The organism is Amycolatopsis sp. NPDC051372 (genome assembly GCF_040682095.1).
Taxonomy (GTDB): domain Bacteria; phylum Actinomycetota; class Actinomycetes; order Mycobacteriales; family Pseudonocardiaceae; genus Amycolatopsis.
Window position 1 is genome coordinate 1 of the sequence record NZ_JBFBAF010000047.1, and the last position, 21,466, is coordinate 21,466.

A 21,466-nucleotide genomic window follows, 5' to 3' on the forward strand; every position below is an offset into this window, starting at 1 on the left:
CTCGGCTGGGACAGCCCCGCCGAACGCATGACACAGTTACTCACCGTCTAGCAGCAGTGTTGCAACCACCGCTAGAAACCGCCGGAGGGCGGGGGTTTGTCCTCGCGCGACCGGTCCTCGTGCGCCATGAGGAAACGTTCCGTGGCGCGGCCTGCTGCCGGCTCGCGAATCGCGGAAGCCCCGCACACCAGGGCGACGTCGGGAACGGTGGCGGGTCCGCACATCTGGGCCCCGGTTGGGAACAGTGCAGCCCGTGGTTGCCTGAGTGCGGCTCGGCAACAGCGGAAGCTCCGCGCATCCGGGCACGCCGAGCAGCGTGCCGGTGATGGTGGCGATGAGGGTCATGGCGCCTCCCGGAGCGTCGTGTTTCGTGCACGCGTGGGAAGCCGCCGTGGTTGCCGGGAGTTTCCCTAAGCCTTCCTCAAATAAAAGCGCCCTCCCGGTGGGGGAGGGCGCTCTTGGGTGATCGTCGTGTCACTCGGTCTCGGGAACGAGCTTCAGCGAGATCGAGTTGATGCAGTAGCGCTGGTCGGTCGGCGTGTCGTAGCCCTCGCCCTCGAAGACGTGGCCGAGGTGGCTGTGGCACGAGGCGCAGAGCACCTCGATGCGCTTCATGCCGAGTGTGCGGTCTTCGCGCAGCAGCACGGCGTCGGAGTCCGCCGGGTCGAAGAACGACGGCCAGCCGCAGTGGCTTTCGAACTTCGTGTCGCTGCGGAACAGCTCGGCACCACAAGCCCGGCACTCGTAAGCGCCGGTGGTCTTGGTGTCGGTGTACTCGCCGACGAACGGCCGCTCGGTGCCGGCCTGGCGGAGCACCGCGTACTCCTCGGGGTTGAGCTGCTCGCGCCACTCCTGCTCGGACTTCACCACACGGGGCGTGGTGCCGACCACGGGTTTCATACCTTTCACGTCGCCCACGTTACCCCGCCAGGAAAGCGATCGCGTGGGTCACGATCTGCCATGCGGTCACGATCACCCCGAGCACGATCAACGCCGCGATGAGCGCCGAAACCCAGTAGCGCAGCCCGCCCGCGCGGCTGCTGGAGTCGGCGAAGTCGGAGACCTGGTCGAGGCACGCTTCGACGGTGAACGTCGGGCCCGTGCGCTCCATCCGGTCGAGGTGCGCGGCGAACGCGCGCGCCTCCGGGTCGTACGGATCCAGCCCGACGAGATCCTCGTGGAACCGAGGATTCCAGCCCGGCTGTACAGCTCCGCTCTCGGCCATGGCTCCACGGTAGGCCATCACCCCTGCTCACCACACTCCCCGCGCGGCGAGTCTCACTGGTTCGCAACGGTGTCGTCGCTCCTGGTGACGGCGGGTGGGGGACCCGCTACTGGCTCGCCCCGCCGTCCGGCCGGGTGTCGCCGTTGAGCATCAGCGCACCGCCTTGCACGGCGATCACCTGGACGACCTTCGGCGCGGTGCCGCTGTCGGTCGTGAGGTTGATCTGGATGTCGACCGAGCCGTCCGGATTGTTCCGCCCGAGGTACGCGGAGGCGCCTTTGTACTTCTTGAGCACGTGCTGGCTCCAGTACGAGGTGAAGGCGTCGAGGCTGCCGTACGGAGCCTGCGCGGCGGGGGTCAGCATCGCCCACGCCGCCGCCGGATTGTCGCCGACCGCGCCGTAGAACTGCACGACGGCGTTGCCCGCGGGTTGCCACTGAACGTTGCCGTTCGACGCGACCGGCGGCGGCGCCGAGCTGCTTGACGGAGCGCTGGAGCTCGGCCCGGGCGCCGAGCTCGACTGCTGGGGCTGCTGGCCCGCCTGCGTGGAGGTGCCTTTGTCGCCGCCACCGCCCGAGCTCAGCACGAGGAACACCACCACCGCGATCACGACCACGGCCGCGGCACCGCCCGCGAGCAGGGCGAACTTGCGTTTGTTGTCGGCACGCGGCGGCGTGCTCGACGCATTGCGGTAGTTCGGCGCGGCGGCCGTCGGGGCCGGGCGGGGCTGCTGCTGCGTCGGCCGGACCGGGGGCGCCGGCTGGGCGGGCTGGGGCCGCGGCGGCGTGTTGGGCGGCGCGGCGGGCGAGCGCATCGGCATGAACGCCGCCGTCGGGGTGCGCGGCGGGTTCGACGGGGCCTTCTGCGCGGGGATCGGGGCGCCGGGCTTCGGGCCGTCCACGCGCTGCCACGGCGGACGTGAGCCGCCGCGGTCGAGGCGTTCGGTGGGGCCTGACGACAGCAGCTCGGGGCCGGCCGGTTCGCCCGACGCGAGCTTCGCCAGGCCTTCGCGGGCCTCGGCCATGCTCGGGCGCTCGCCGGGCTCGCTGCGCAGCAGGCTCATCAGCAGCGCCGTGGCCGGGCCGGCCTGGGTCGGCGGGTTGATCTGGCCGTTGGCGGCCGCGTACAGCAGCGCGAGCTGGTTGGTGGTGTTGCCGTAGGGCGTCTGGCCCTCGATGGCCTGGTAGAGCGTGGCGCCGAGGGCGAACACGTCGGAGCTGGGCACCGGGTCGGCGCCGCGCGCCAGCTCGGGCGCGAGGTACGCCGGGGTGCCGCCGATGAGGCCGGTCTGCGTGAGCGTCATGTCGCCGGCCGCGCGCGAGATGCCGAAGTCGGTGATCTTCGCGGTGCCGGTCTCGTCGATGAGGATGTTGCCGGGCTTCACGTCGCGGTGCACGATCCCGGAGCGGTGCGCGGCGACGAGCGCGGCGGCCACCTGCTCCCCGATGCGCGCGACCTGGCCGACGGGCAGCGTGCCCTGCTCGGCCAGCACGGCCGAGAGGCTCGGACCGTCGAGGAACTCCATCACGAGGCAGGGGTCGCCGCCGTGTTCGGCGATGTCGAAGACCACGATCGCGTTGGGGTGCTGGAAGCGGGCCGCGTTCTTGGCCTCGCGCATGGCGCGCTGGCGCATGTTGTCGCGTTCGGCTTCGGAAACGCCCGGCTGGGGGAGGATCTGCTTGATCGCCACCGACCGTTCCAGGCGCACGTCGACGGCGCGCCACACCACACCCATGGCACCGCTACCAATGTGCTCGACGAGGCGGTAGTGCCCCGCGATCAGCTGACCGGTGTCGATGGCGACCGCTCCTGACGAAATCCCGGTGATCGTGGCCTTACTCAGCGCGGATACCCCTCGCGCACCCGAACGAGTGTAGCGGTCGGGTGGATGTTGCCGCCGTCAGCCAGCCGGTGCGGAGACGGCGGGCTCTTCCTCGCCGACGGCGGGGCTGCGCTTCTTCAGCACCCTGACCAGGCCGACGGCTCCGGCTGCGGCGAAAACGGCGTAACAAGCCAGGAGCGCGGGCGGCGTGTCGCCGGTCAGCGCGTCGGCGAGGATCACCACGGCGACCGTGCCGGGGATGCTCCCGAGCAGCGTGCCGACCAGGTACGGCACCAGCTTCACCGTCGACACTCCGCACAGGTAACTCAACGGCGCGAAGGGGACCACGGGGATCAGCCGCAGCGAGGTGATAGCCAGCACGCCGCCGCCGGAGAGCCGTTCGTTCACGATGCGCACGGGCGCGCGGTGCAGGTGCCGCAGCACGAGGTCCCGGCCCAGCAGCCGCGCGAGCGCGAACGACAGGCCCGCCGCGATCGTCGTCGCCACCAAGCCGATCGCGATCCCCGCGACGCTGCCGACGAGCAGCCCGGCCGCGAGGTTGAACACGGTGCGCGGAATGGGCGCCACGGTGAGCAACGAATATGCGACCAGCAGCACCAGCGGCGTCGCCGGTCCGGTCGCCTGGGCCCAGCGGCGCAGGTCCGACGGGCTGGGGATCGGCAGGAACACCGCGGCCGCCGCGAGGAGGGCGAGCACGGTGAGCGCGAGGATCAGCTTGGTTCTGCCGGACACCCGGCCCACGGTAGAGGAAAACGTGATCGGCAGGCGCGCGGCGTGGATCCGGCTACGGTGGGCCCATGCCCAAGAACGGCGATCCGGTCGAGTACCAGGTGGGGGAGCGCACCGTCAGGGTCACGAGCCCGGACAAGGTGTACTTCCCGGAGCGCGGCATCACGAAGCGGCAGGTGGTGGAGCACTACCTCGCGGTGGGCGAGCCGTTGCTGCGCGCGATCGGCGAGCGGCCCACCACGCTCAAGCGCTACGTCGACGGCGTGGCGGGCGAGTGGTTCTACGCCAAGCGCGTGCCCAAGGGCGCGCCGGACTGGGTCCAGACCGCGCGGATCACGTTCCCGTCCGGGCGCACCGCCGACGAGGTCTGCCCGACCGAACCCGCAGTGTTCGCGTGGGCGGCGAACCTCGGCACGTTCGACTTCCACCCGTGGCCCGTTCGGCGGTCCGATGTGGACCATCCGGACGAGTTGCGCATCGACGTCGACCCGCCGGACTCGGCCGGCTTCGACGACGCCGTCGCGGTGGCACGCGTGGTCCGCGAGGTGCTGGCCGACGCGGGGCTCACCGGCTACCCCAAGACGTCCGGCGGGCGCGGGGTCCACGTGCTCGTCCGCATCCGGCCGGAGTGGGACTTCATCGCCGTGCGCCACGCGGTGATCGCGCTCGGGCGCGAGGTCGAACGCCGCATCCCGGACAAGGCCACCGTTTCGTGGTGGAAGGAGGAACGCGGCGGCCGCGTGTTCCTCGACTACAACCAGGCGGCGCGCGACCGCACCGTCGCCTCCACGTGGTCGGTCCGAGGGACGCAGCGCGCGACTGTGTCCACGCCCCTGACCTGGGCGATGCTCGACGACGTGCACCCGGACGACTTCGACGTGCTCACCGTGCCGGCCTTCCTGGCCGAGCACGGCGACCTCCACGCGCCGATGGACGAAACGGCGTTCGGCCTCGAAACCCTGCTGGAGTGGTACGAACGCGACGACCGCGACCTCGGCGGCGCGGAACTGCCCTACCCGCCGGACTACCCGAAGATGCCGGGCGAGCCCAAGCGCGTGCAGCCGAGCAAGGCGCGGCCCGACACCGAGTGATCGACTCGTCGCCGCGGGTGCTCACGGTCCGTGATCAACTTCGGCGAACGCGAAAAATTCCCACCTTTACGGCTGCGTAACGTTCCCGCAGGTCAGGCTGGGAGTGGAGTAGCGTCCGGCGGGCTCGGGTTGTCCCCTGGCACAGCCGGCGCGTAACACCCCGGCGCCGCGCGGCGACTATCCCGCGCCGGAGGAGCCCGGCTCGAGGAGGGAGGCCTTTCGTGGACGACCTGATCGCGTTCCTCGCCGCGCGGGTGGGTCAGCGGCAGGCGCTGATCATGCAGGCGGTGCAGAAGGCGAAGACCGGCGAGGCGCTCAACCGCGGCGAGACGAAGGTCGCGGTCGAACAACGCGTACGCGCGCTGGGCGACAACGAGCTCGACGTCGTCAACCAGATGATCAACGAGGTCGAGGTCACGCGCCGCATCATGCTCGCCCACCGCACGACGGTGTCCGAAAAGGTCCCCGGGTTTCCTTTGTACGGCAGCGAATACTGGTGCGAGACCTGTCACGTCCCGGCCGACGAGGCGGGGTCGAACTGGTGCTTGACGCTGCGGCTGCTCGCCCTGCCGTACGCCGAGCACCCGGACTACAGCGAACGCTGGCGGCCGTAGCTCGTCACGCCGGGGAATCCGCGGCCACGCGGCCGTGTTGATCCAGAGGTGACGTTCCGGATCTCCGTGCTCGACCGTTCGCCCGCCAGGCGCGGGCGGGGTAGCGCGCAGGCGCTGCGGGACACCGTCGCGTTCGCGCGGGACATCGAGGCGCTCGGGTATCACCGGTTCTGGGTGTCGGAGCACCACAGCGTGCCCGGGGTGGCCGGGTCGGCGCCGACGGTGCTGGCCGCGGCGGTCGCGTCGGTGACGTCGCGGATCCGCGTCGGCACGGGCGGCGTGATGTTGCCGAACCACCGGCCGCTGGTCGTGGCGGAGCAGTTCGGGGTGCTGGAATCGCTGTTCCCGGGCCGGATCGATCTGGGGCTGGGCCGGTCGGTGGGCTTCACCGACGGCGTGCGGCAAGCGCTCGGGCAGGGGCGCGAGGCGGCCGAGGACTTCGGCGGCCAGGTGCGCGAGCTGCTCGCGTTCTTCCGCGGCGACCAGACGGCTTACCCCGGCGTGCACGCGATCCCGGCCGAAGGGCTGAGCCTGCCGACGTTCCTGCTGGCCACCGGCTCCGGCGCGGACCTCGCTGCCGAGCTGGGCCTGCCGCTGGTGATCGCGCCGGCGCGCGGGGAGCGGGCGATGGTCGAGGCCATCCGCCGGTACCGGGACACGTTCGCAGGAGCGGGAACCGAGCCGCATGTCGTCGTGTCGACATCGGTCGCCGTCGCCGATACCCGCGAACAGGCGCGCCGGCTGCTGGTGCCCGAGGCGTGGTCGACGGTGTACTCGCGCAGCCACGGCGTCTTCCCGCCGCTCTCGCCCGTCGACGAGATCCTGGCGCTGCCCAAGACCGACCGCGAACGCTCGCGCCTCGACGACATCGTCGCGAGCCAGATCGGCAGCACCCCCGCCGAGGTGACCGACCGGCTCGGCGAGCTGGTCGAGGCCACCGGGGCCGACGAGCTCCTGGTCAGCACGAGTACCTACGACCAGGCTGCCCGCGTCGAGTCGTTCACCGCGCTCGCGGAGCTGGCCGGGCTTTCGGTCTCAGCCTAAAAACGCTTACCCGCGGCGGAACACACTGCTACGGTGAACGCATGACTGCCGGGTCGGCCGAGAGCCGTGAGCAGACGGGGTACCCGGCCTTGCCGTGACCCCCCGGTGGGCCCGTGGCCCACCCTCCCGAAGCGAACTTCCGAGGACATTCCTGCGGTTCGCGAAGGGAGGTGAAATCGTTTGTCCACATCGGAAACCAGCGCCGCGGAAACCACCTGGCGCTCCTGGCTGTCCGAGCACGCCGCGGGCGGAGTGCTCGACGGCGTGGTCGTGCAGCAGCTGCCGTTCGGCGCGTTCGTCGAGGTGGCGCCCGGCATCCAGGGCCTGCTCGTGACCGACCGCGGCGCCGCTCCTGAAGTCGGTGCCCGCCTGTCGGTGCGCATTGAGCAGATCGACGTCGAACGCCGCCGGTTCAGCCTCGTCACGGAGTGACGCGCGGGGCTGGGGCAGAAGCGCTGCTGCCCCAGCCCTCAGCTCACCTTCTTCAGCTCACCGCGGCCGAAATCGTGCGCGCCACCTCGGTCGGCGGTGTGTCCACTGTGTCCAGCACCGTGCCCGATTTCTTGAGCCACGGCAGGGCTTTCTCGTACGCGTCGAGGTGATCCAGCCGCCACTGCCGGATGCTCGGTTCGTCGGCCTCGATGCGCCGGAGCAGCTCGTCGCGGTTCGCGTGCAGCACGAAGTGGTGCACGGTGATGCCGCGCGCGGACAGCCCGTCGAAGATCTCGCGCGCGTACCGCTCGACGAGGATCGTCTGCGGGGCCACGAGCGGTCCGCCGGTGTGCGCGTGCACCCGCGCCAGCGTCTCGACCACCAGCGGACGCCACAGGTCGAGGTCCTGGAAATCGCCCTCAGGCTCGGGAAACGGCACGCGCAGCAGGTACCCGACGTACTCCGGGTCGAACACCCGCGCCCCCAGCAGCCCGGTGAGTTCCCGCGCGGTCGTGGTCTTTCCGGAGCCGAACGTCCCGTTGAGCCAGACGATCATCCCAGCGCCACCGGAGTGAACTCCGCCGGAGCAGGCAGCCGGCCCGTGGCGAACAGCAGCGCCTCCCGGTCGTCTTCCGAAGGCAACGGCCGCCCGACAACGCCCTCCACGATCGCCCTCGTCGCTGCCAGTGTCGACGCCGGTGGACCGTCCACATCGGACAGGTGCAGCGTCAGGTCGAGGTGGTGCAGCGTCGCTTCGACCACGTACGTCGTGAGGAAGTCCGCGACCGTCAGCACCTCGTCGCGAGTTTCCACGCGAGTGGCGGGATCCGCAGCCGCCGCGGCTTTCCCGGCGGCGACGGCGAGGTCGTCGAAGTGGTGCAGCAGCGATTTTGGTCCCGAGTACGCCGAGGCGCCGCGGCGGACGAACGCCGATTCGGCGTCCGTGCCGTCGCCGGGGGAGCCGGGCTCCCAGTAGGTCACGGCGTCGCGTGTCGCGGGCGCGTCGGTGGTCGTCACGAGCGTGATGAGGATGTCCTGCGCACCGATGACCAGGTGGAACACGAGGTCCTGCACCAGCCACCCGGCGCAGCCGGACGGCGAGACCCACTGCGCGTCGTCGAGAGAGTGGACGGCTTCCTGCAGGGTGCCCCAGGCCCGGGGGAAAAGATCCATGCCGCACCCTAGCGAGGCCGCACTCCGCCCCGCACAAGGTTTCTACAGCCGCAGCTGCAGCTGCGTGAGCAGCCGCTGGGCCGGATCCCCGAGGTCGACACCGGACACCTCCGCCGCCCGCCGCACGCGGTACCGCACGGTGTTCGGGTGGATGTTCAACGCCTTCGCGGCCGCGCGCGCATCCCCGAACGCGTCGAGGTACGCGAGCACCGCCGGCACGAGAATGCCGCCGTGGTCGGCGTCGTGCGCCAGCAGCTCGGTCAGCCGTGGATCGCGGATGCGGGGCTGGTCCGCGAGGTACGCCAGCACTTCCGACAGCAGCACGTCGGCGCGCACATCCGCCAGCGACGCGACGGCTTCGGGCCAGCGCCCGCGCGCCATCGCGAGCAGCACCCGGTCCGCGTCGCCCCGGGAAGCCGCTGCGTCGGACAGCCGGGGGACCACGCCACCGAGCGCGGCACGCACCGGCACGTCGAGGTGCCGCTCCGCCGCCGTCACGATCTCCTTGGCCAGAGCCAGAACCGCCGCGTCGGAATGCTCCGGCAGGTCGGGCAGCAACGCGTAGACGCGCGCGCCCAGCACACTCACCAGGGCACTGCGCCGGTAGGCGGCGGTGTGCACCGCGATCAGGTGCACCAGCTCCGCGCGCCGCAACAGCCGGTCCGACGCGGCGGGCCCGGTCGACGACAACGCGAACGTCAGCACCTGCGCGGGCCGTGCGGGATCGGCGCCGATGTCGTCGGCCACCGACTCGGCGTCGACGCGGCCTTCCAGCAGCCCGGCCAGCAGGTCTTCGCGCAGCCGCAGCTGGGGGCTCGGCAGCGTGCGGGCCCGGATGAGCTGCGGCGCCAGCGAGCGGCTCGCGCCGAGCAGCGCCACCTCCGCCTGCTCGGTGAGCGGCGTGGCGCCCTCCTGCACCCAGATCGTGCCCAGGGGCTGCGATCCCGCGTGGATGCCGGCCGCGATGCGCCGGCGGATGCCCAGCTCGGGCCGTTCGTCGATCCGCACGATCCCCTCGCCCGCGCGTAGCCGCTGGTAGACGCCCCATTCCCGCAACATCGCCAGGTACCGCTCGGGTCCCTCGCGCCCGAGGATCGACAGCCGGCGCAGCTCGTCGACCTCGTCGGACGAGCGCGAGTACGCCAGCACGCGGCTCGCGGTGTCCTCGATGCTGACCAGGCCGCCGGTGAGCGTCGCGACCGTCTGGGCCAGGGCGAACAGGTCGCCCAGCACCTCGCCGGTCTCCGCCTCGCCGCCGGCGCGGGCCGCGTCGACGACCCCGCGCGCCAGCGCCTCCACCTGCTCCCACCGCGCCTCGGCCCCCACGGTGAGCAGCGCGACGCCCGCGTCGGCCGCCACGTCCGTGCCGCCCTCGCCCTTCACGGCCACCGCGGCCGCCCCGCCGCGCCCGGCCGCGCGGATGGCCGCGGCCGCCGCCCGGCCGCGCGCGCCGATCACCAGCACAAGGTCACCAGGGTGGGCTTCCGGCGGGTCTTCGGGGTCGAGGATCACTACGTCGTCGACCCGCACGCCCAACCCCTGCGGCGCCACGAGCACCCGTACGAGCGGCTCGCCCAGCGTCGCCAGCACGTGGCGCAGCGAGGTGGCGGGCAAGCCGTCGGACGCTTCCGCTGTCATCGGATCACCTTCATCCGATCGGACAAGTTCATCACCATGATTCTAGCCGGTCGGACAAACCTGCCGGCGCTTTCCGGAGTTACCGTTCGGGCATCCCCGCAGTACAGAGCAGCAGTACCGGGAAGCACAGCAGAAGAAAGACCAGAGGGAGCCGCCGTGGACGCCGTGACCCAGACACCGACCCCGAAGAACGAGCCGGTGTACACCTACGCACCGGGCAGCGCCGAGCGCGCCGAGCTGGAAGGGGCGCTGAAGAAACTGGGTCAGGCCGGTCCGGTCGACCTGACCGTGACCGTGGGCGGCGAGCAGCGCGCCGGGGGCGGCGAGAAGATCGACGTCGTCGAGCCGCACAACCACAGCCACGTGCTCGGCACCATCTCCAGCGCGTCTCAACAGGACACGAAGGACGCGATCGTCGCCGCCGGCAAAGCCGCGCCGGAGTGGCGCGCGCTGTCGTTCGACGACCGCGCCGCCGTGCTGCTGCGCGCCGCCGACCTGCTGACCGGCCCGTGGCGCGCGACAATCAACGCCGCCACCATGCTCGGCCAGTCGAAGACCGCGACGCAGGCCGAGATCGACTCCGCGTGCGAGCTTGCCGACTTCTGGCGCTTCAACGTCGAGTTCGGCCGCCGCATCCTCGCCGAGCAGCCCGCCAGCTCGCCCGGCGTGTGGAACCGCATGGAGCACCGCCCGCTCGAGGGCTTCGTCTACGCGATCACGCCGTTCAACTTCACCGCGATCGCCGGCAACCTGCCCACCGCGCCCGCGCTGATGGGCAACACCGTGCTGTGGAAGCCGTCGCCGACGCAGAGCCTGGCCGCGCACCTCACCATGCGGCTGCTCGAAGAGGCCGGCATGCCGCCGGGCGTGATCAACCTGCTCCCGGGCGACGGCAAGGCCGTGTCCGAGGTGGCGCTGACGCACCGCGACCTCGCCGGCATCCACTTCACCGGCTCGACGCCGACGTTCCAGCACCTCTGGAGCACCGTCGGCGCGAACATCGCCGGCTACCGCAGCTACCCGCGTCTCGTCGGCGAGACCGGCGGTAAGGACTTCGTGCTCGCGCACCCGTCGGCCGACCTCGACGTGCTGCGCACGGCGTTGGTCCGCGGCGCCTTCGAGTACCAGGGCCAGAAGTGCTCCGCGGCTTCGCGTGCGTACGTGCCGCGCAGCCTGTGGGAGCAGCTGAAGGACGGCCTGGTCAGCGAGACGGAGGCCATCACCTACGGCGACGTCAGCGACCTGGCGCACTTTGGCGGTGCCGTGATCGACCGTCGCGCGTTCGACAAGCACGCGTCGCTGTTCGAGCGGGTCAAGGGCGACAGCGAGGTCGAGATCCTCACCGGTGGCACCGCCGACGACAGCGTGGGCTACTTCGTACAGCCCACCGTCCTCGTGTCGAGCAACCCGAAGCACGAGATCTTCAGCACCGAGTACTTCGGCCCGATCCTGTCGGTCCACGTGTACGAGGACGCGCAGTTCGACGAGATGCTCAAGGTCATCGACGAGACCGCGGCCTACGCGCTCACCGGTTCCGTGATCGCCAACGACCGCACCGCCGTGGCCAAGGCCTCGCAGGCGCTGCGCTACACGGCGGGCAACTTCTACGTCAACGACAAGCCGACCGGCGCCGTCGTCGGGCAGCAGCCGTTCGGCGGGGCCCGCGCTTCGGGCACTAACGACAAGGCCGGTTCGATCTTCAACCTGCTTCGCTGGACGAGCCCGCGCTCGATCAAGGAGACGTTCGTGCCGCCGACCGCCGTGCGCTACCCGCACCAGGGCTGAGGGAGAAACCGCCATGCTGCGTGCCCCGTTGCTCGCCGCCGCCCGATCCCGGCGGATGCGCGCGTTGATCGAAGCAGTGCCCGCGACGCGATCCGTCGTGCGCCGCTTCGTCTCCGGGTCCACGACCGCCGACGCCGTGCGCGCCGCGCGCGAGCTGGCCGCCGACGGCCGGTCGATCACGATCGACCACCTCGGTGAGGACACGACCGACGCCACCCAGGCGGCCACCACGGTCCGGGCCTACGAGGAATTGCTCTCGGCGCTCGCCGACCAGGGCTTGGCCGCCGGTGCCGACGTCTCGGTGAAGCTCTCGGCCGTCGGCCAGTTCCTGCCCGGTGACGGCGAGGGCGTGGCGCTGGAGAACGCGCGCAAGATCTGCGCGGCGGCCGAGGCCGTCGGCGCGACGGTGACGCTCGACATGGAGGACCACACCACCACGGACTCGACGCTGCAGATCCTGCGGGAGCTGCGCGGCGAGTACCCGTGGGTCGGTGCGGTGCTGCAGGCCTACCTCAAGCGCACCGAGCGGGACTGCCGCGAGCTGTCCGGCCCGGGGTCGCGCGTGCGGCTGTGCAAAGGCGCTTACGCGGAGCCTTCGTCGGTGGCGTTCGAGGACAAGGCCGACGTCGACAAGTCCTACGTGCGCTGCCTGCGCGTGCTGATGGCGGGCGAGGGCTACCCGATGGTGGCCTCGCACGACCCGCGGATGATCGCCATCGCGAAGGAGCTGGCCGCCGACGCGGGCCGCAAACCCGGCGACCACGAGTTCCAGATGCTCTACGGCATCCGCCCGGAGGAGCAGAAGAACCTCGCGGCCGAGGGGCGAACGATGCGCGTGTACGTGCCGTGCGGCGACGAGTGGTACGGCTACTTCATGCGCCGGCTCGCCGAGCGTCCGGCCAACCTGGCGTTCTTCCTGCGTGGGCTCGTCACCCGCTCCTGAGAACCTGCGAAGGCCCCCTCGACCACGTTCATCCGTGGTTGAGGGGGCCTTCGTGGTTTGTGACCCCTTGCTCGGGGCGGTGCTTCAGGCCTGCTCCTGGGCGGCCTGCTCGGCCTGCTCGGCGGCGGCCTTCTTCACCTCGTCCATGTCGACCTCGCGAGCCTGGCGGATGAGGTCCTCCAGAGCCGGCTCCGGCAGCGCGCCCGGCTGCGCGTAGATCAGCGTCTTGTCGCGGATCACGGCCAGCGTCGGGATCGAGCGGATGTCGAACGCGGCGGCCAGCTGCTGCTCGGCCTCCGTGTCGACCTTGGCGAAGACGATGTCGGAGTGCTTCTCCGACGACTTGTCATACACCGGCGCGAACTGGCGACACGGCCCGCACCAGCTCGCCCAGAAGTCGATCAGGACGAAGTCGTTGTCGGTCACGGTCTGGTCGAAGTTGGCGGTGGTCAGCTCAACGGTGCTCATGGTGGATTCAACGGACGGCGCCGGGCGGGAATTCCCCGGCGGCGGGTAGCGTCATGGGCCGGTAGTACGAGGTGAGGAGGACCACCCATGGCCAACGGCGAGATCCTGGGCCGCATCGACGAGCTCATCGCGGAAGAGCACCAGCTGCGGTCGCGTTCGGTCGGTACCGGGCTGTCCGCTGACGACCAGGCGCAGCTGACGAAGGTGGAGCAGGAGCTCGACCAGTGCTGGGACCTGCTGAGGCAGCGGCGGGCTCGGACGGAGTTCCACGAGAACCCGGATGAGGCGTCGGTGCGGTCTGTGGGTGAGGTTGAGGGGTATCGGCAGTAGGGTTTTCTTGTTGTCCGGCTCGGCGCGCGGAGCGCGCCATTGCCGGATATAGGGGTGTGTGGATGGGCACCCCGATTTTTGATTGTCACTACGGTCTGGGTCGGTTTGTCAAGGCGGGAAAGAGTACCTTGACAAACCGACCCAGACCGTGTTGTGGAAAAGAATCGGGGGCCGGCCGGGGGAAGGTTGCGGGGAGGGGATAGTGCGCTGGTGGATTGCGTTGCCGGGTGGCGGTTGAGTGGGGCAAGGGCGCCGCGATTCGGTGGTTTGGTTGGCTTTGAAATCGCGCGCAGGTTATGTGGCCCCGGTTTGCTCAATGCTGAGCATTTTTGCCACTTCCGGCTGGTGATGCGCCCCTCGGTTAGCCGGACGTCTAGCGCCGAAACGCTGAGTCCCAGCGCCCCAAAGCGGCGTTCGTTGCACTTAAGGCCCCGAACGCCGCGCCGGTTGCGCCCCAATGCACCGAATGCCGCATTGGGGCGCTGCTGTCACTCCTCGCCCGCCGCCCGCCTGCACCGCACCCGCCTCGGCGGCTTTTGCGACCTCTCGGCTCCCGGCCGCACGCGCAACCCGCCACCCCCCCACTCACCTCGGCGACTCTTGCCTCTCCTCAATAACCACCCGGCGACGCAACTCGCTGACGCCCAAGCCGCCCGTGCTCTTGCCTCTACCGACCTCTCACCCGGCAACGCAACTGGCCGCACCCACCTAAGCTGCCCGCGCTCTTGTCCCTGCCCGCGTCCGCCCGGCAACGCAGCAGGGCGCACCCACCTAAGGTCCCCGTGCTCTTGCTTCTACCCAACCCCCACCCGGCAACACACCTGAAGTTCTCTCAACCTCTCCCCGCAACCTTCCCCCGGCCGGCCCCCGATTCTTTTCCCCAACACGGGAGAGATCGGCTTGTCAAGGTACTCTTTCCCGCCTTGACAAGCCGATCTCTACCGTCGTGACAATCAAAAATCGGGGTGCCCACCACCCACCCCTATATCCGGCAATGGTGCGCCCCGCGCGCCGAGCCGTAACTACACGGCTTTACGAGCAACCATCTCAGCAATCCAAACCGGCGCATACGGCGACGTACAATTCGCCGGCGTCGGATAATCCTTCAAAACCCCCAACCGCTCCCCAATATCCACCGCACGACCCCGATAACCCGGATTCTCAATCCCAATCTGCGCAAGACATTGATTCATCGCCCACTGCAACCTTTCGGGCGCATCCTTCATCTCACCCTCGATGACATCCAGCAACCCACCGAGATCCAGCCCATCAGGAGCCTTCGCCACACGATCAGTAGTCAGCGCCCACCCAGCACTGGCCACGATCGGATCCGAATCACTGAACCAGGCAACCCGCAGCTCCTCGACGTGAGGACTTCTCTTCACGACGTAGGCCACAAGCCAGTCATGCACCTTGGGCGTCCGAGCCGCACGCAGCATGGTGTCCAACTCGACACGCTCGAACAACTTCGGCCGGCAAATCAGCAGTGACACCAGCCTCGCAGCTGTGTCCCCGGTAGCCCAGAGCTCAACGGCAAGCTCATGCTGCGTCTTCATCCTCTTGGCCAGCGCACGCAACTTACCGAGATTCACCCCATGGTCATCGCCATGTTTCTCGTTCACCGCCCGAGACCTCGGGTCCTCCAGGGCGGCCAGTTCGGCCAGCACCTCGGCCACAGTGCTGTCGGTCACGGTGAACCCCCTGTCAAGCCGGGCACAGAGTCCCGTCAGTAGGAACCTTTCCATCGATCAAAAACGCCTGAACAGCCGACGTCACACAAGGCGACTGCCCGACTGCCCCATGCCCGGCCCCTTGCCACGAGATGGTCACCGCACTCGGCATCTGATCCGCAGCCCGCGTCGTCCCGATCTCCGGCGTCACCGGGTCAGCAGCCGTCGCGGCGACCAGAATCGGTGGCGCACCAGGCGCCCCGGCAGCAGGCAACGGCTCCCGACGCACCGGCCAGGCCCCACACCACGCGAGCTCCTGCGCCACAGCCGACCCGAACTGCGGATACTTGGCCCGCATCCCCTCGTCGACCTTGTTGATCTGATCAGCAGGCAGCCGGGTAGCCGCGTCATTGCACCGAGTCGCCAGCACCCCGCCGATCCGCGACGTACGGCCCTGCGCATCGACGATCACCGGGTCCGCGAACGACTCCAGCGCAGTCACATCGCCGGACTTGGCCGCAGCCAGCGCATCGGCAAGCGCCGGCCACCGCGTCCGGTCGGCCAAGCCGAGATACACCGCGTAAGTCGCGATACCGGGAGTCACCGTGACGCCGTCCGGAGTCGTCTCCGGTGCCGCACGCGAGCGGTCGGTCACCGCCTTCAACGCGGCCTTCGGGTCGCCCATCGCACACCCACGAGCCGCACAATCAGCCCCGAACGCGTCCAACGTCGCCTGCGCACCCGCGGCGACAGCGTCCAGCACCGCGGCACGGTCCTCACCAGGATCCGGCAAGCCGTCCAGAACCATCCGTCCCACCTGCGCGGGATAGCGCACGGCGTACTCCGACAGCACCTTCGAGCCATCACCGCGCCCGAGAGCGTTGAGGTGCGGCACGCCGAGCTGGGTCCGCAGCTGTTCGAGGTCGCCGGCGGTGCGCCAGCTGTCCAGCGCCGTCTGGGCCGTGTCGAGGTCGATGGCGCACTGCTGGCCGGCGCGGCGGGAGGCGTCGAGAACGTCCGTGAGGTCGCCCTGGGCCGGGTCGGCGCCGAGCAGCGCTTCTCGTGCTTCCGGGGGCACGCACTGCACGCCGCCCGAAAGGCCGGTGCCGCGGCGGTCCACGCCGATCAGCGAGAACTTCTGGAGGAGCGCGGGCGGCAGCTGCGAGGCCAGGCGCGCGGCGAAGACGGAGCCGGGTTCGCCGCCGATGTCGTTCACGACCACGAGCGGGATCGGGCCGTCGCCGGCCTTGAGCACGAGGATGCGCGCGAGCAGGTGCTGCGTGTCGTCGGGCGCGTCGAGCGGGCTGGTCAGGCGCGCGCACGTGAAGTGCAGCGAGGCCGGCGCGGCGGGGGAGCCCATGCGCTGGCGGGTGTCGTCGTCGCAGTCGGTCCAGCGCAGGCTGGGCGACTGCGGTTGCGCGAGCGGCGGCAGCGGCACGGGCGCGGCGCTGGGGGCCGGCGGCTGCGTGGCCTGACCGTCGTTGTCCACCACCGCCGGGCGCACCGACGGTCCCGTGGTGCAGCCCGCGACGGTCAGCGCTGCCACCAGCACTGCCACCAGGGCACGCAGGCGGGGGCGGCTGGTGGAACGGCGGCGCACGGGCTGGTCCTCACGTGGTATCGGTGGAGCTGTCCGACGAGCTTGGCACGCCGGGTGTGACGCGGAAGTTAGCGGGTCCGCACGACTTCGCCGCGGAACACCGCCGACAGGTCGTAGCGCGCCGGTTCGTCCAGCTGCGCGTAGCCGCACGACGCCGGTTCCCGGTCCGGGCGCCACCGCTTGAACTGCGCGGTGTGCCGGAACCGCGCGGGCTCGCCGCCCTCGGTGTGCTCGTAACCCACCTCGACCACGCGCTCCAGCTTCAGCGGCACCCACGCGTGCTCGGTCGAGCGCCAGCGCGTGATGCCGCCCGGGATCCGCTGGCCCTCGCGCACGGCGTCGCCCACCCACGGGTGGCCCTCGCCGTCGGTGATCAGCGGGGCCAGCTCCTCGGCCAGCTCACGGCGACGCTTGACCGGGAACGAGCCGACCACGCCGACGTGGTGCAGCAGCCCGTCGGCGTCGTACAGCCCGAGCAGGAACGACCCGACGGCCTCACCAGGCCCGCCGTCGACGTGCCAGCGCAGCCCGGCCAGCACGCAGTCCGCGGTCCGGGAGTGCTTGTACTTGAACAGCACGCGCTTGCCCGGCGAGTACGGCTCGTCGAGCGGCTTGCCGATCACGCCGTCGAGCCCCGCACCCTCGAACAGCTCGAACCAGTGCCGCGCGGTGTCCGGGTCGGTCGTGGCCGGCGTGAGGTGCACGCCGTCGCCCGCGATGCCTTCCAGCCGCGCTCGCCGCGCCGACGTCGGTTCGTCCATGAAGGACTCCGAACCGAGCGCGAGCACGTCGAACGCCACGAACTCCGCGGGCGTCTCCTTGGCCAGCAGCTGCACGCGGGAGTCGGCCGGGTGGATGCGCTCGGTCAGCGCGTCGAAGTCGAGCTTGCCGCCGCGGCCCACCACCAGCTCGCCGTCGAGCACGACCTGCTCGGGCAGCGTCGCCAGCAGCCGCTCCACGACCTCGGGGAAGTAGCGGTTGAGCGGCTTTTCGGCGCGCGACTGCAGGGTGAGCTCGTCGCCGTCGCGGAAGACCAGGCAGCGGAACCCGTCCCACTTGGGCTCGAACAGCAGCCCGCCGGAGTCGGGGATCGCCTTCGCCGGCTTGGCGAGCATGGGCTTGATCGGAGCCTGCACGGGGAGGGCCATGCGGGCATTCTGTGCGAAACGCGCGGTCAGCGCACGCGTGCCGGGCCCGTCGTGTCGAGTTCGAGCCGCACGGCCGTGGGCAGCGAGTCGATCCCGAGCGCCTCGCGGGCGCGGGTGAGCACGTATGTGTCGAGGTCGGTCCAGATGCGCCGGACGTCGGTGCCTTCGCTCAGCCACAGCGTCACGCGCAGCGCCGGTTCGGCGGACGTGCCGACCGCGCGCGCCCTCGCCCGGGTGACGCCGGCGATGGCCTCGGCGTCGGTCTGCACCGCACCGGCGAGCGCGCCGGCGGTCACGATGAGCTCGGCGCCCGGCGTCTCGTCGAGCGCCAGGTCAGGGCGGCGTTCGGGGCGCAGCGAGCGGAAGAACCACCACAGCCCCAGCACGAACAGCAGCACGCCGAGCACGACGGTGCCGACCCGCGCGGACAGCTGGTGCCCGGCCAGCCAGCTCACGGCCATCGGATCGAGCAGCGGCCGCTGCGCGCGGAACTCGCCGAGCCAGCCCTGCCCGACCACGAGCGCGGCCGCGCCCGCGAGGACCGCGACCAGGCCGGTCAGGAACGTCAGCGTGCGCTCGGCGCTGTGGGACCGGCCCAGGGCGCGGCTTGCGGTGGAGCGGCTCATCGGCGGTCCTTCGGTGAGTCGACGACCACGGACACCTTCGGCCGCCGTTCGAGCGGGACGTCGTCCAGCACCGTCGCGACGGTCTCCAGCAGCCGCGGCCGCAGCTGTTCCTCGTTCTCCAGCCGGCTGGTCGCACGCACGCGCACTTTGCGCGCGCTCGCCGTCACGCTCGCGCCGGTGACGTTGGCCTGCGCGCGCACGGCGAGCCCGACCAGGCGCGCGAGCGCCCGCGGCGACGTGCTCACGCAGATCCCGTCGGCCGGGTCGGCCATCCGCACGGCACGGCTGCCCGCGGTGAGGGCGAAGAGCACGAACAGCAGCCCGGCCACGAGCACGATCACCGCCGTGACCCGCACGGACGTGCCGGTCCACGGCAGCGCGGCGAGGTCTTCGCGCCAGCGTTCCCACGGCACGATCAGCGGCGCGCGGCCCGGCTGCCACCAGCGCCACCCGACCTCGATCGCCAGCAGGGCTCCGCCGACCGCGACGGCCAGACCGAGCACAGTGGACAGGAACCGCACGAGGAACCGCATCAGCGCACCCGCGGCCGGGCGTCGGGCAGCAGCGCGGAAACGGTCACCGCGATCGAGCGCACGTGGTACGCCGTGATCCGCTCGACCTCCTCGGTGACCTTCGCGCGCACGTCACCCGTCACGGTCCGGACCGGCGCCGGGTACCGCAACGCCAGCTCCAGCGCCAGGTCCACGTCGTTGTCCTCGCCGCCGACCTTCGCGCTCGCGCCGGATCGGCCGCGGGTGAGGCCGGCGACGCGGCGTTCGGTCTGCACCGTGCCGGGCACGAGGTCCGCGGCGTGCTGCGCGACCTTGCGCACCACGGCGTGGGCGATGCTGAGGCTGCCGCGCTCCTCGGGTTCGGCCAGGTCGCCGCGCGGCAGGTCGACCGGGAGCGGCTGGCCGGTCACTTGTCGCGGCCCCGGCCGAAGAGGTCGCCGAGGTCGAGCTCACCGTCGACGACGCGGCCGATGACCAGCCCCACGACCCCCACGGCGAACGTGACCAGGAAGGCGGTAAACCCCTGGGTTGCGGCGAGGCCGAGAATCAGCCCGGCGAGGATCCCGGTCTGCGTTGCGTTCAACGTTTCCTCCTGGTGCTGGGTGGTCGGAGAGTCGCGCGGTGCTATTCCACGCGGGAGGATTCGGGTTCGTCGTCCTCGTCGGGCAGGTGGACGTCGTTGACCGCGATGTTCACCTCGATCACCTCGAGCGCGGTGATCTGCTCCACGGCCTCGATCACGTTGCGCCGCACGGCTCGTGATACCTCGACGATCCGGGCGCCGTACTCCACGACCAGGTCGAGGTCGATTGCCGTCTGCTTCTCGCCCACCTCGACGGCGACGCCTGCGGTGGACGTGGTGCCGGAGCCGGGGATCCGCTCCTTCAGCGCGCCGAACGCGCGCGACACCCCGCCGCCGAGCGCGTGGACACCGGCGATCTCGCGTGCCGCTAGCCCGGCGACCTTCTGCACCACCAGCGACGAGATCGTGGTCCGGCCCGCGGACCCCTCCTCGTTGAGCGGCGTGGTGATCGCGGTTCCCGGAACATCGGCCCGGCGGGGGATCGGCTGCACCATGGAGTTCGCTCCTCGCTGTCGGTGGGGGACGGCGCCACTGGTGTCGGCGCCGGAAGCTTGCCCACTCCTACGATGTCCGAACCGGGGAAAAGCTCACGGCGGGTCACTCGAACGGGTGAGTTCGGCCCGGTGAGCGGTCGGTTCGGGGCGAGGAAACGACCGTGGCCGCCAGGGATGCGGCCTCGGAACAGAGGTTCGGAGATTCAGAGCTCGCGCGCCACGCCACCCGCGATGATCTGCTGCGCGATCGTCGGCTTCGTGTACCGCGGGCCGTCGGCCCACCACTCGGCCACGGGCACGATGTCGGCGTCGCCGGCGGCGCTGGACGGGATGATCTCCAGCTCGTGGAACAGTTCGCGGATCTCGGTCTTGGTGCGCGCGGTGATGTCCCGCATGGAGCCCCGGCGGATGACCTCGAGGGTCGCCTGGAGCGGCGCCGTGGGTGACCACGCGGTAGAGCCACGTGGACACCGCCGACTCGCGGCGGAACGTCGCGAGCGACCGCCACGCGGCCAGCCACGCCTCCTGCACCACGTCCTCGGCCTCGGCCGGGCTGCCGGTGATGCGCAGCGCGACGCGGTACATCATCGGCGTGTGCCGGCGCACCAGCGTGTCGAACGCGGCGTGGTCACCCGCCGCCGCGGCCGCGACGAGCGCCTCGCTGTCGGCCATCAGCCGCGGCCCCGCCGGTAGCGCAGCAGCGTGAAGCCGTCGTCCACGAGGATCGACGCGAGCTCCATCCGGCGCGGTGGCCGCGCGACCGGTCCCGCCGCGATCCGGCTCGCGGCGCCGCCGACGAGCAGCGGGGCGACGGTGAGGCAAAGCTGGTCGACGAGGTCGGCCGCGATCATCGCCGCGAACAACCCGGGCCCGCCTTCGCAGTCCACGCGCCGCAGGCCGCGTTCGGTCAGCATCGCCAGCGCTCTCGGCAGATCCACGTCTTCGTCGCCCGCCACGAGCACGTCGGCTCCGGCCTCCCGCACCGCCGCGGTGTCGGCGCGCGAAGTGGTGACGACCAACGGCGGCACGCGGGTGTCGGTGAACAGCGGGCCCGCCGGGTCGAGCGAGCCCGTCCGCGTGACGACGGCGATGGGCGGCACCGGCGCCAGACCCAGCCGCGCGCGACGGGCCGAGCGCACCGCGTTGGTCCGGGCGCCACGGTAGTTCTCGGCGCGCGCGGTGCCGCCGCCGACGAGGATCACGTCGGCGAGGTCGCGCGCGAGCAGGAACACACGGCGGTCGGCCGGGTGCGAAAGGCCCTTCGACAGCTCGTCCACGGCCACCGCGCCGTCGGCCGACGCCACGAAGTTGACCTGCACGAACGGGTCGGTGAGGTCTTCGGGGTAGCTGTAGACGCGCTCCAGATCCTCGTCGGACAAGGGCCCGGTCCCGCCCGGTGATGGTGGCCACACGCTCCGCACGCCCGCTATCCCAGCACGGGCACCGACCCGGCCCCGACCGGGGGATACGCGGGTGCGGACACCCGGACCGCCCGCGCGCGGGGCCTGGCTAGGCTCT

The 21,466-nt window shown here is 71.0% G+C and carries 25 protein-coding genes and 1 pseudogene; 7 read left to right on the forward strand and 19 right to left on the reverse strand.

Annotated features, from left to right (window positions below):
* Positions 1-474: 474 nt before the first annotated feature.
* From msrB to AB0M56_RS45155, 4 genes are all read right to left on the reverse strand, one after another.
* Positions 475-900, reverse strand: a complete 426-nt coding sequence (gene msrB, locus AB0M56_RS45140) for a peptide-methionine (R)-S-oxide reductase MsrB (protein WP_220247509.1) — start codon at positions 898-900, stop codon at positions 475-477.
* A 19-nt stretch (positions 901-919) separates the two neighbouring features.
* A complete protein-coding gene (locus tag AB0M56_RS45145; protein ID WP_220238380.1) occupies positions 920-1,225 on the reverse strand; it encodes a hypothetical protein in 306 nt (101 codons plus the stop codon).
* Positions 1,226-1,331: 106 nt separating this feature from the next.
* On the reverse strand, positions 1,332-3,008 hold the full coding sequence (locus AB0M56_RS45150; protein ID WP_364188388.1) for a serine/threonine-protein kinase: 1,677 nt from the start codon (positions 3,006-3,008) through the stop codon (positions 1,332-1,334).
* A 117-nt stretch (positions 3,009-3,125) separates the two neighbouring features.
* The gene (locus tag AB0M56_RS45155) at positions 3,126-3,800 is read right to left on the reverse strand and encodes a TVP38/TMEM64 family protein (RefSeq protein ID WP_364188224.1); all 675 of its coding nucleotides are present in this window, start codon (positions 3,798-3,800) and stop codon (positions 3,126-3,128) included.
* A 65-nt stretch (positions 3,801-3,865) separates the two neighbouring features.
* Between AB0M56_RS45155 and AB0M56_RS45160 the strand changes: the two genes are divergently transcribed.
* From AB0M56_RS45160 to AB0M56_RS45175, 4 genes are all read left to right on the forward strand, one after another.
* Entirely contained in the window at positions 3,866-4,888 is a 1,023-nt protein-coding gene (locus tag AB0M56_RS45160; protein ID WP_354880849.1) for a DNA polymerase domain-containing protein, read from the forward strand.
* Between the two features lie 221 nt (positions 4,889-5,109).
* The gene (locus AB0M56_RS45165; protein ID WP_364188227.1) at positions 5,110-5,502 is read left to right on the forward strand and encodes a DUF6221 family protein; all 393 of its coding nucleotides are present in this window, start codon (positions 5,110-5,112) and stop codon (positions 5,500-5,502) included.
* A gap of 48 nt (positions 5,503-5,550) precedes the next feature.
* A complete protein-coding gene (locus tag AB0M56_RS45170) occupies positions 5,551-6,546 on the forward strand; it encodes an LLM class flavin-dependent oxidoreductase (RefSeq protein ID WP_364188229.1) in 996 nt (331 codons plus the stop codon).
* 180 nt (positions 6,547-6,726) lie between these two features.
* On the forward strand, positions 6,727-6,978 hold the full coding sequence (locus AB0M56_RS45175; protein ID WP_364188232.1) for a S1 RNA-binding domain-containing protein: 252 nt from the start codon (positions 6,727-6,729) through the stop codon (positions 6,976-6,978).
* 52 nt (positions 6,979-7,030) lie between these two features.
* Here AB0M56_RS45175 and AB0M56_RS45180 read toward each other — a convergent pair whose 3' ends face one another.
* Genes AB0M56_RS45180 through AB0M56_RS45190 form a run of 3 tightly spaced genes read right to left on the reverse strand, consistent with a single transcriptional unit; the run spans position 7,031 to position 9,789 of the window.
* Positions 7,031-7,534, reverse strand: coding sequence for an AAA family ATPase (locus AB0M56_RS45180; protein ID WP_364188235.1), 504 nt, complete (start codon positions 7,532-7,534; stop codon positions 7,031-7,033).
* Complete coding sequence (locus AB0M56_RS45185) at positions 7,531-8,151, reverse strand: maleylpyruvate isomerase N-terminal domain-containing protein (RefSeq protein WP_364188237.1); 621 nt, start codon at positions 8,149-8,151, stop codon at positions 7,531-7,533. The genes AB0M56_RS45180 and AB0M56_RS45185 overlap by 4 nt, the downstream gene beginning before the upstream one ends.
* A 42-nt stretch (positions 8,152-8,193) precedes the next feature.
* A complete protein-coding gene (locus AB0M56_RS45190; RefSeq protein WP_364188240.1) occupies positions 8,194-9,789 on the reverse strand; it encodes a helix-turn-helix domain-containing protein in 1,596 nt (531 codons plus the stop codon).
* A gap of 156 nt (positions 9,790-9,945) precedes the next feature.
* On the opposite strand from AB0M56_RS45190, the gene pruA reads away from it, so the two are divergent.
* Positions 9,946-11,574 carry an L-glutamate gamma-semialdehyde dehydrogenase gene (gene pruA / locus AB0M56_RS45195; protein ID WP_364188242.1) on the forward strand — a complete coding sequence of 543 codons (1,629 nt, stop codon included), beginning with the start codon at positions 9,946-9,948 and terminating at the stop codon, positions 11,572-11,574.
* A 13-nt stretch (positions 11,575-11,587) separates the two neighbouring features.
* A complete protein-coding gene (locus AB0M56_RS45200; protein ID WP_364188245.1) occupies positions 11,588-12,517 on the forward strand; it encodes a proline dehydrogenase family protein in 930 nt (309 codons plus the stop codon).
* A gap of 84 nt (positions 12,518-12,601) precedes the next feature.
* On the opposite strand, the gene trxA is transcribed toward AB0M56_RS45200, so the two are convergent.
* Positions 12,602-12,985: a thioredoxin gene (gene trxA, locus AB0M56_RS45205; protein WP_364188247.1), complete on the reverse strand. Its 384-nt coding sequence runs from the start codon at positions 12,983-12,985 to the stop codon at positions 12,602-12,604.
* Positions 12,986-13,072: 87 nt separating this feature from the next.
* Between trxA and AB0M56_RS45210 the strand changes: the two genes are divergently transcribed.
* Complete coding sequence (locus AB0M56_RS45210) at positions 13,073-13,315, forward strand: DUF2630 family protein (protein WP_364188250.1); 243 nt, start codon at positions 13,073-13,075, stop codon at positions 13,313-13,315.
* Between the two features lie 1,022 nt (positions 13,316-14,337).
* Here the strand turns inward: AB0M56_RS45210 and AB0M56_RS45215 are convergent.
* The 11 genes and pseudogenes from AB0M56_RS45215 to AB0M56_RS45265 all read right to left on the reverse strand — a co-directional run bounded on the left by AB0M56_RS45215 (position 14,338) and on the right by AB0M56_RS45265 (position 21,369).
* Positions 14,338-15,006: a DNA alkylation repair protein gene (locus AB0M56_RS45215; RefSeq protein ID WP_364188253.1), complete on the reverse strand. Its 669-nt coding sequence runs from the start codon at positions 15,004-15,006 to the stop codon at positions 14,338-14,340.
* Positions 15,007-15,019: 13 nt separating this feature from the next.
* The gene (locus tag AB0M56_RS45220) at positions 15,020-16,585 is read right to left on the reverse strand and encodes an alpha/beta hydrolase (RefSeq protein ID WP_364188256.1); all 1,566 of its coding nucleotides are present in this window, start codon (positions 16,583-16,585) and stop codon (positions 15,020-15,022) included.
* 68 nt (positions 16,586-16,653) lie between these two features.
* A complete protein-coding gene (locus AB0M56_RS45225) occupies positions 16,654-17,733 on the reverse strand; it encodes an ATP-dependent DNA ligase (RefSeq protein ID WP_364188258.1) in 1,080 nt (359 codons plus the stop codon).
* A 26-nt stretch (positions 17,734-17,759) separates the two neighbouring features.
* Complete coding sequence (locus tag AB0M56_RS45230) at positions 17,760-18,359, reverse strand: alkaline shock response membrane anchor protein AmaP (protein ID WP_364188261.1); 600 nt, start codon at positions 18,357-18,359, stop codon at positions 17,760-17,762.
* A complete protein-coding gene (locus AB0M56_RS45235; protein WP_364188264.1) occupies positions 18,356-18,892 on the reverse strand; it encodes a DUF6286 domain-containing protein in 537 nt (178 codons plus the stop codon). The genes AB0M56_RS45230 and AB0M56_RS45235 overlap by 4 nt, the downstream gene beginning before the upstream one ends.
* On the reverse strand, positions 18,892-19,281 hold the full coding sequence (locus tag AB0M56_RS45240; RefSeq protein ID WP_364188267.1) for an Asp23/Gls24 family envelope stress response protein: 390 nt from the start codon (positions 19,279-19,281) through the stop codon (positions 18,892-18,894). Before AB0M56_RS45240 ends, AB0M56_RS45235 begins: the two co-directional genes overlap by 1 nt.
* Positions 19,278-19,454, reverse strand: coding sequence for a hypothetical protein (locus tag AB0M56_RS45245; protein ID WP_220238397.1), 177 nt, complete (start codon positions 19,452-19,454; stop codon positions 19,278-19,280). Before AB0M56_RS45245 ends, AB0M56_RS45240 begins: the two co-directional genes overlap by 4 nt.
* 41 nt (positions 19,455-19,495) lie before the next feature.
* A complete protein-coding gene (locus AB0M56_RS45250; RefSeq protein WP_364188270.1) occupies positions 19,496-19,948 on the reverse strand; it encodes an Asp23/Gls24 family envelope stress response protein in 453 nt (150 codons plus the stop codon).
* 203 nt (positions 19,949-20,151) lie between these two features.
* Positions 20,152-20,343: a hypothetical protein gene (locus tag AB0M56_RS45255; protein ID WP_364188393.1), complete on the reverse strand. Its 192-nt coding sequence runs from the start codon at positions 20,341-20,343 to the stop codon at positions 20,152-20,154.
* 37 nt (positions 20,344-20,380) lie between these two features.
* Positions 20,381-20,620 (reverse strand): annotated as a pseudogene (locus AB0M56_RS45260) (sigma-70 family RNA polymerase sigma factor); the annotation flags it as partial.
* Positions 20,620-21,369, reverse strand: coding sequence for a pyrimidine reductase family protein (locus tag AB0M56_RS45265; RefSeq protein ID WP_364188273.1), 750 nt, complete (start codon positions 21,367-21,369; stop codon positions 20,620-20,622). The gene AB0M56_RS45265 and the pseudogene AB0M56_RS45260, both read right to left, overlap by 1 nt.
* Between the last annotated feature and the right edge of the window lie 97 nt (positions 21,370-21,466).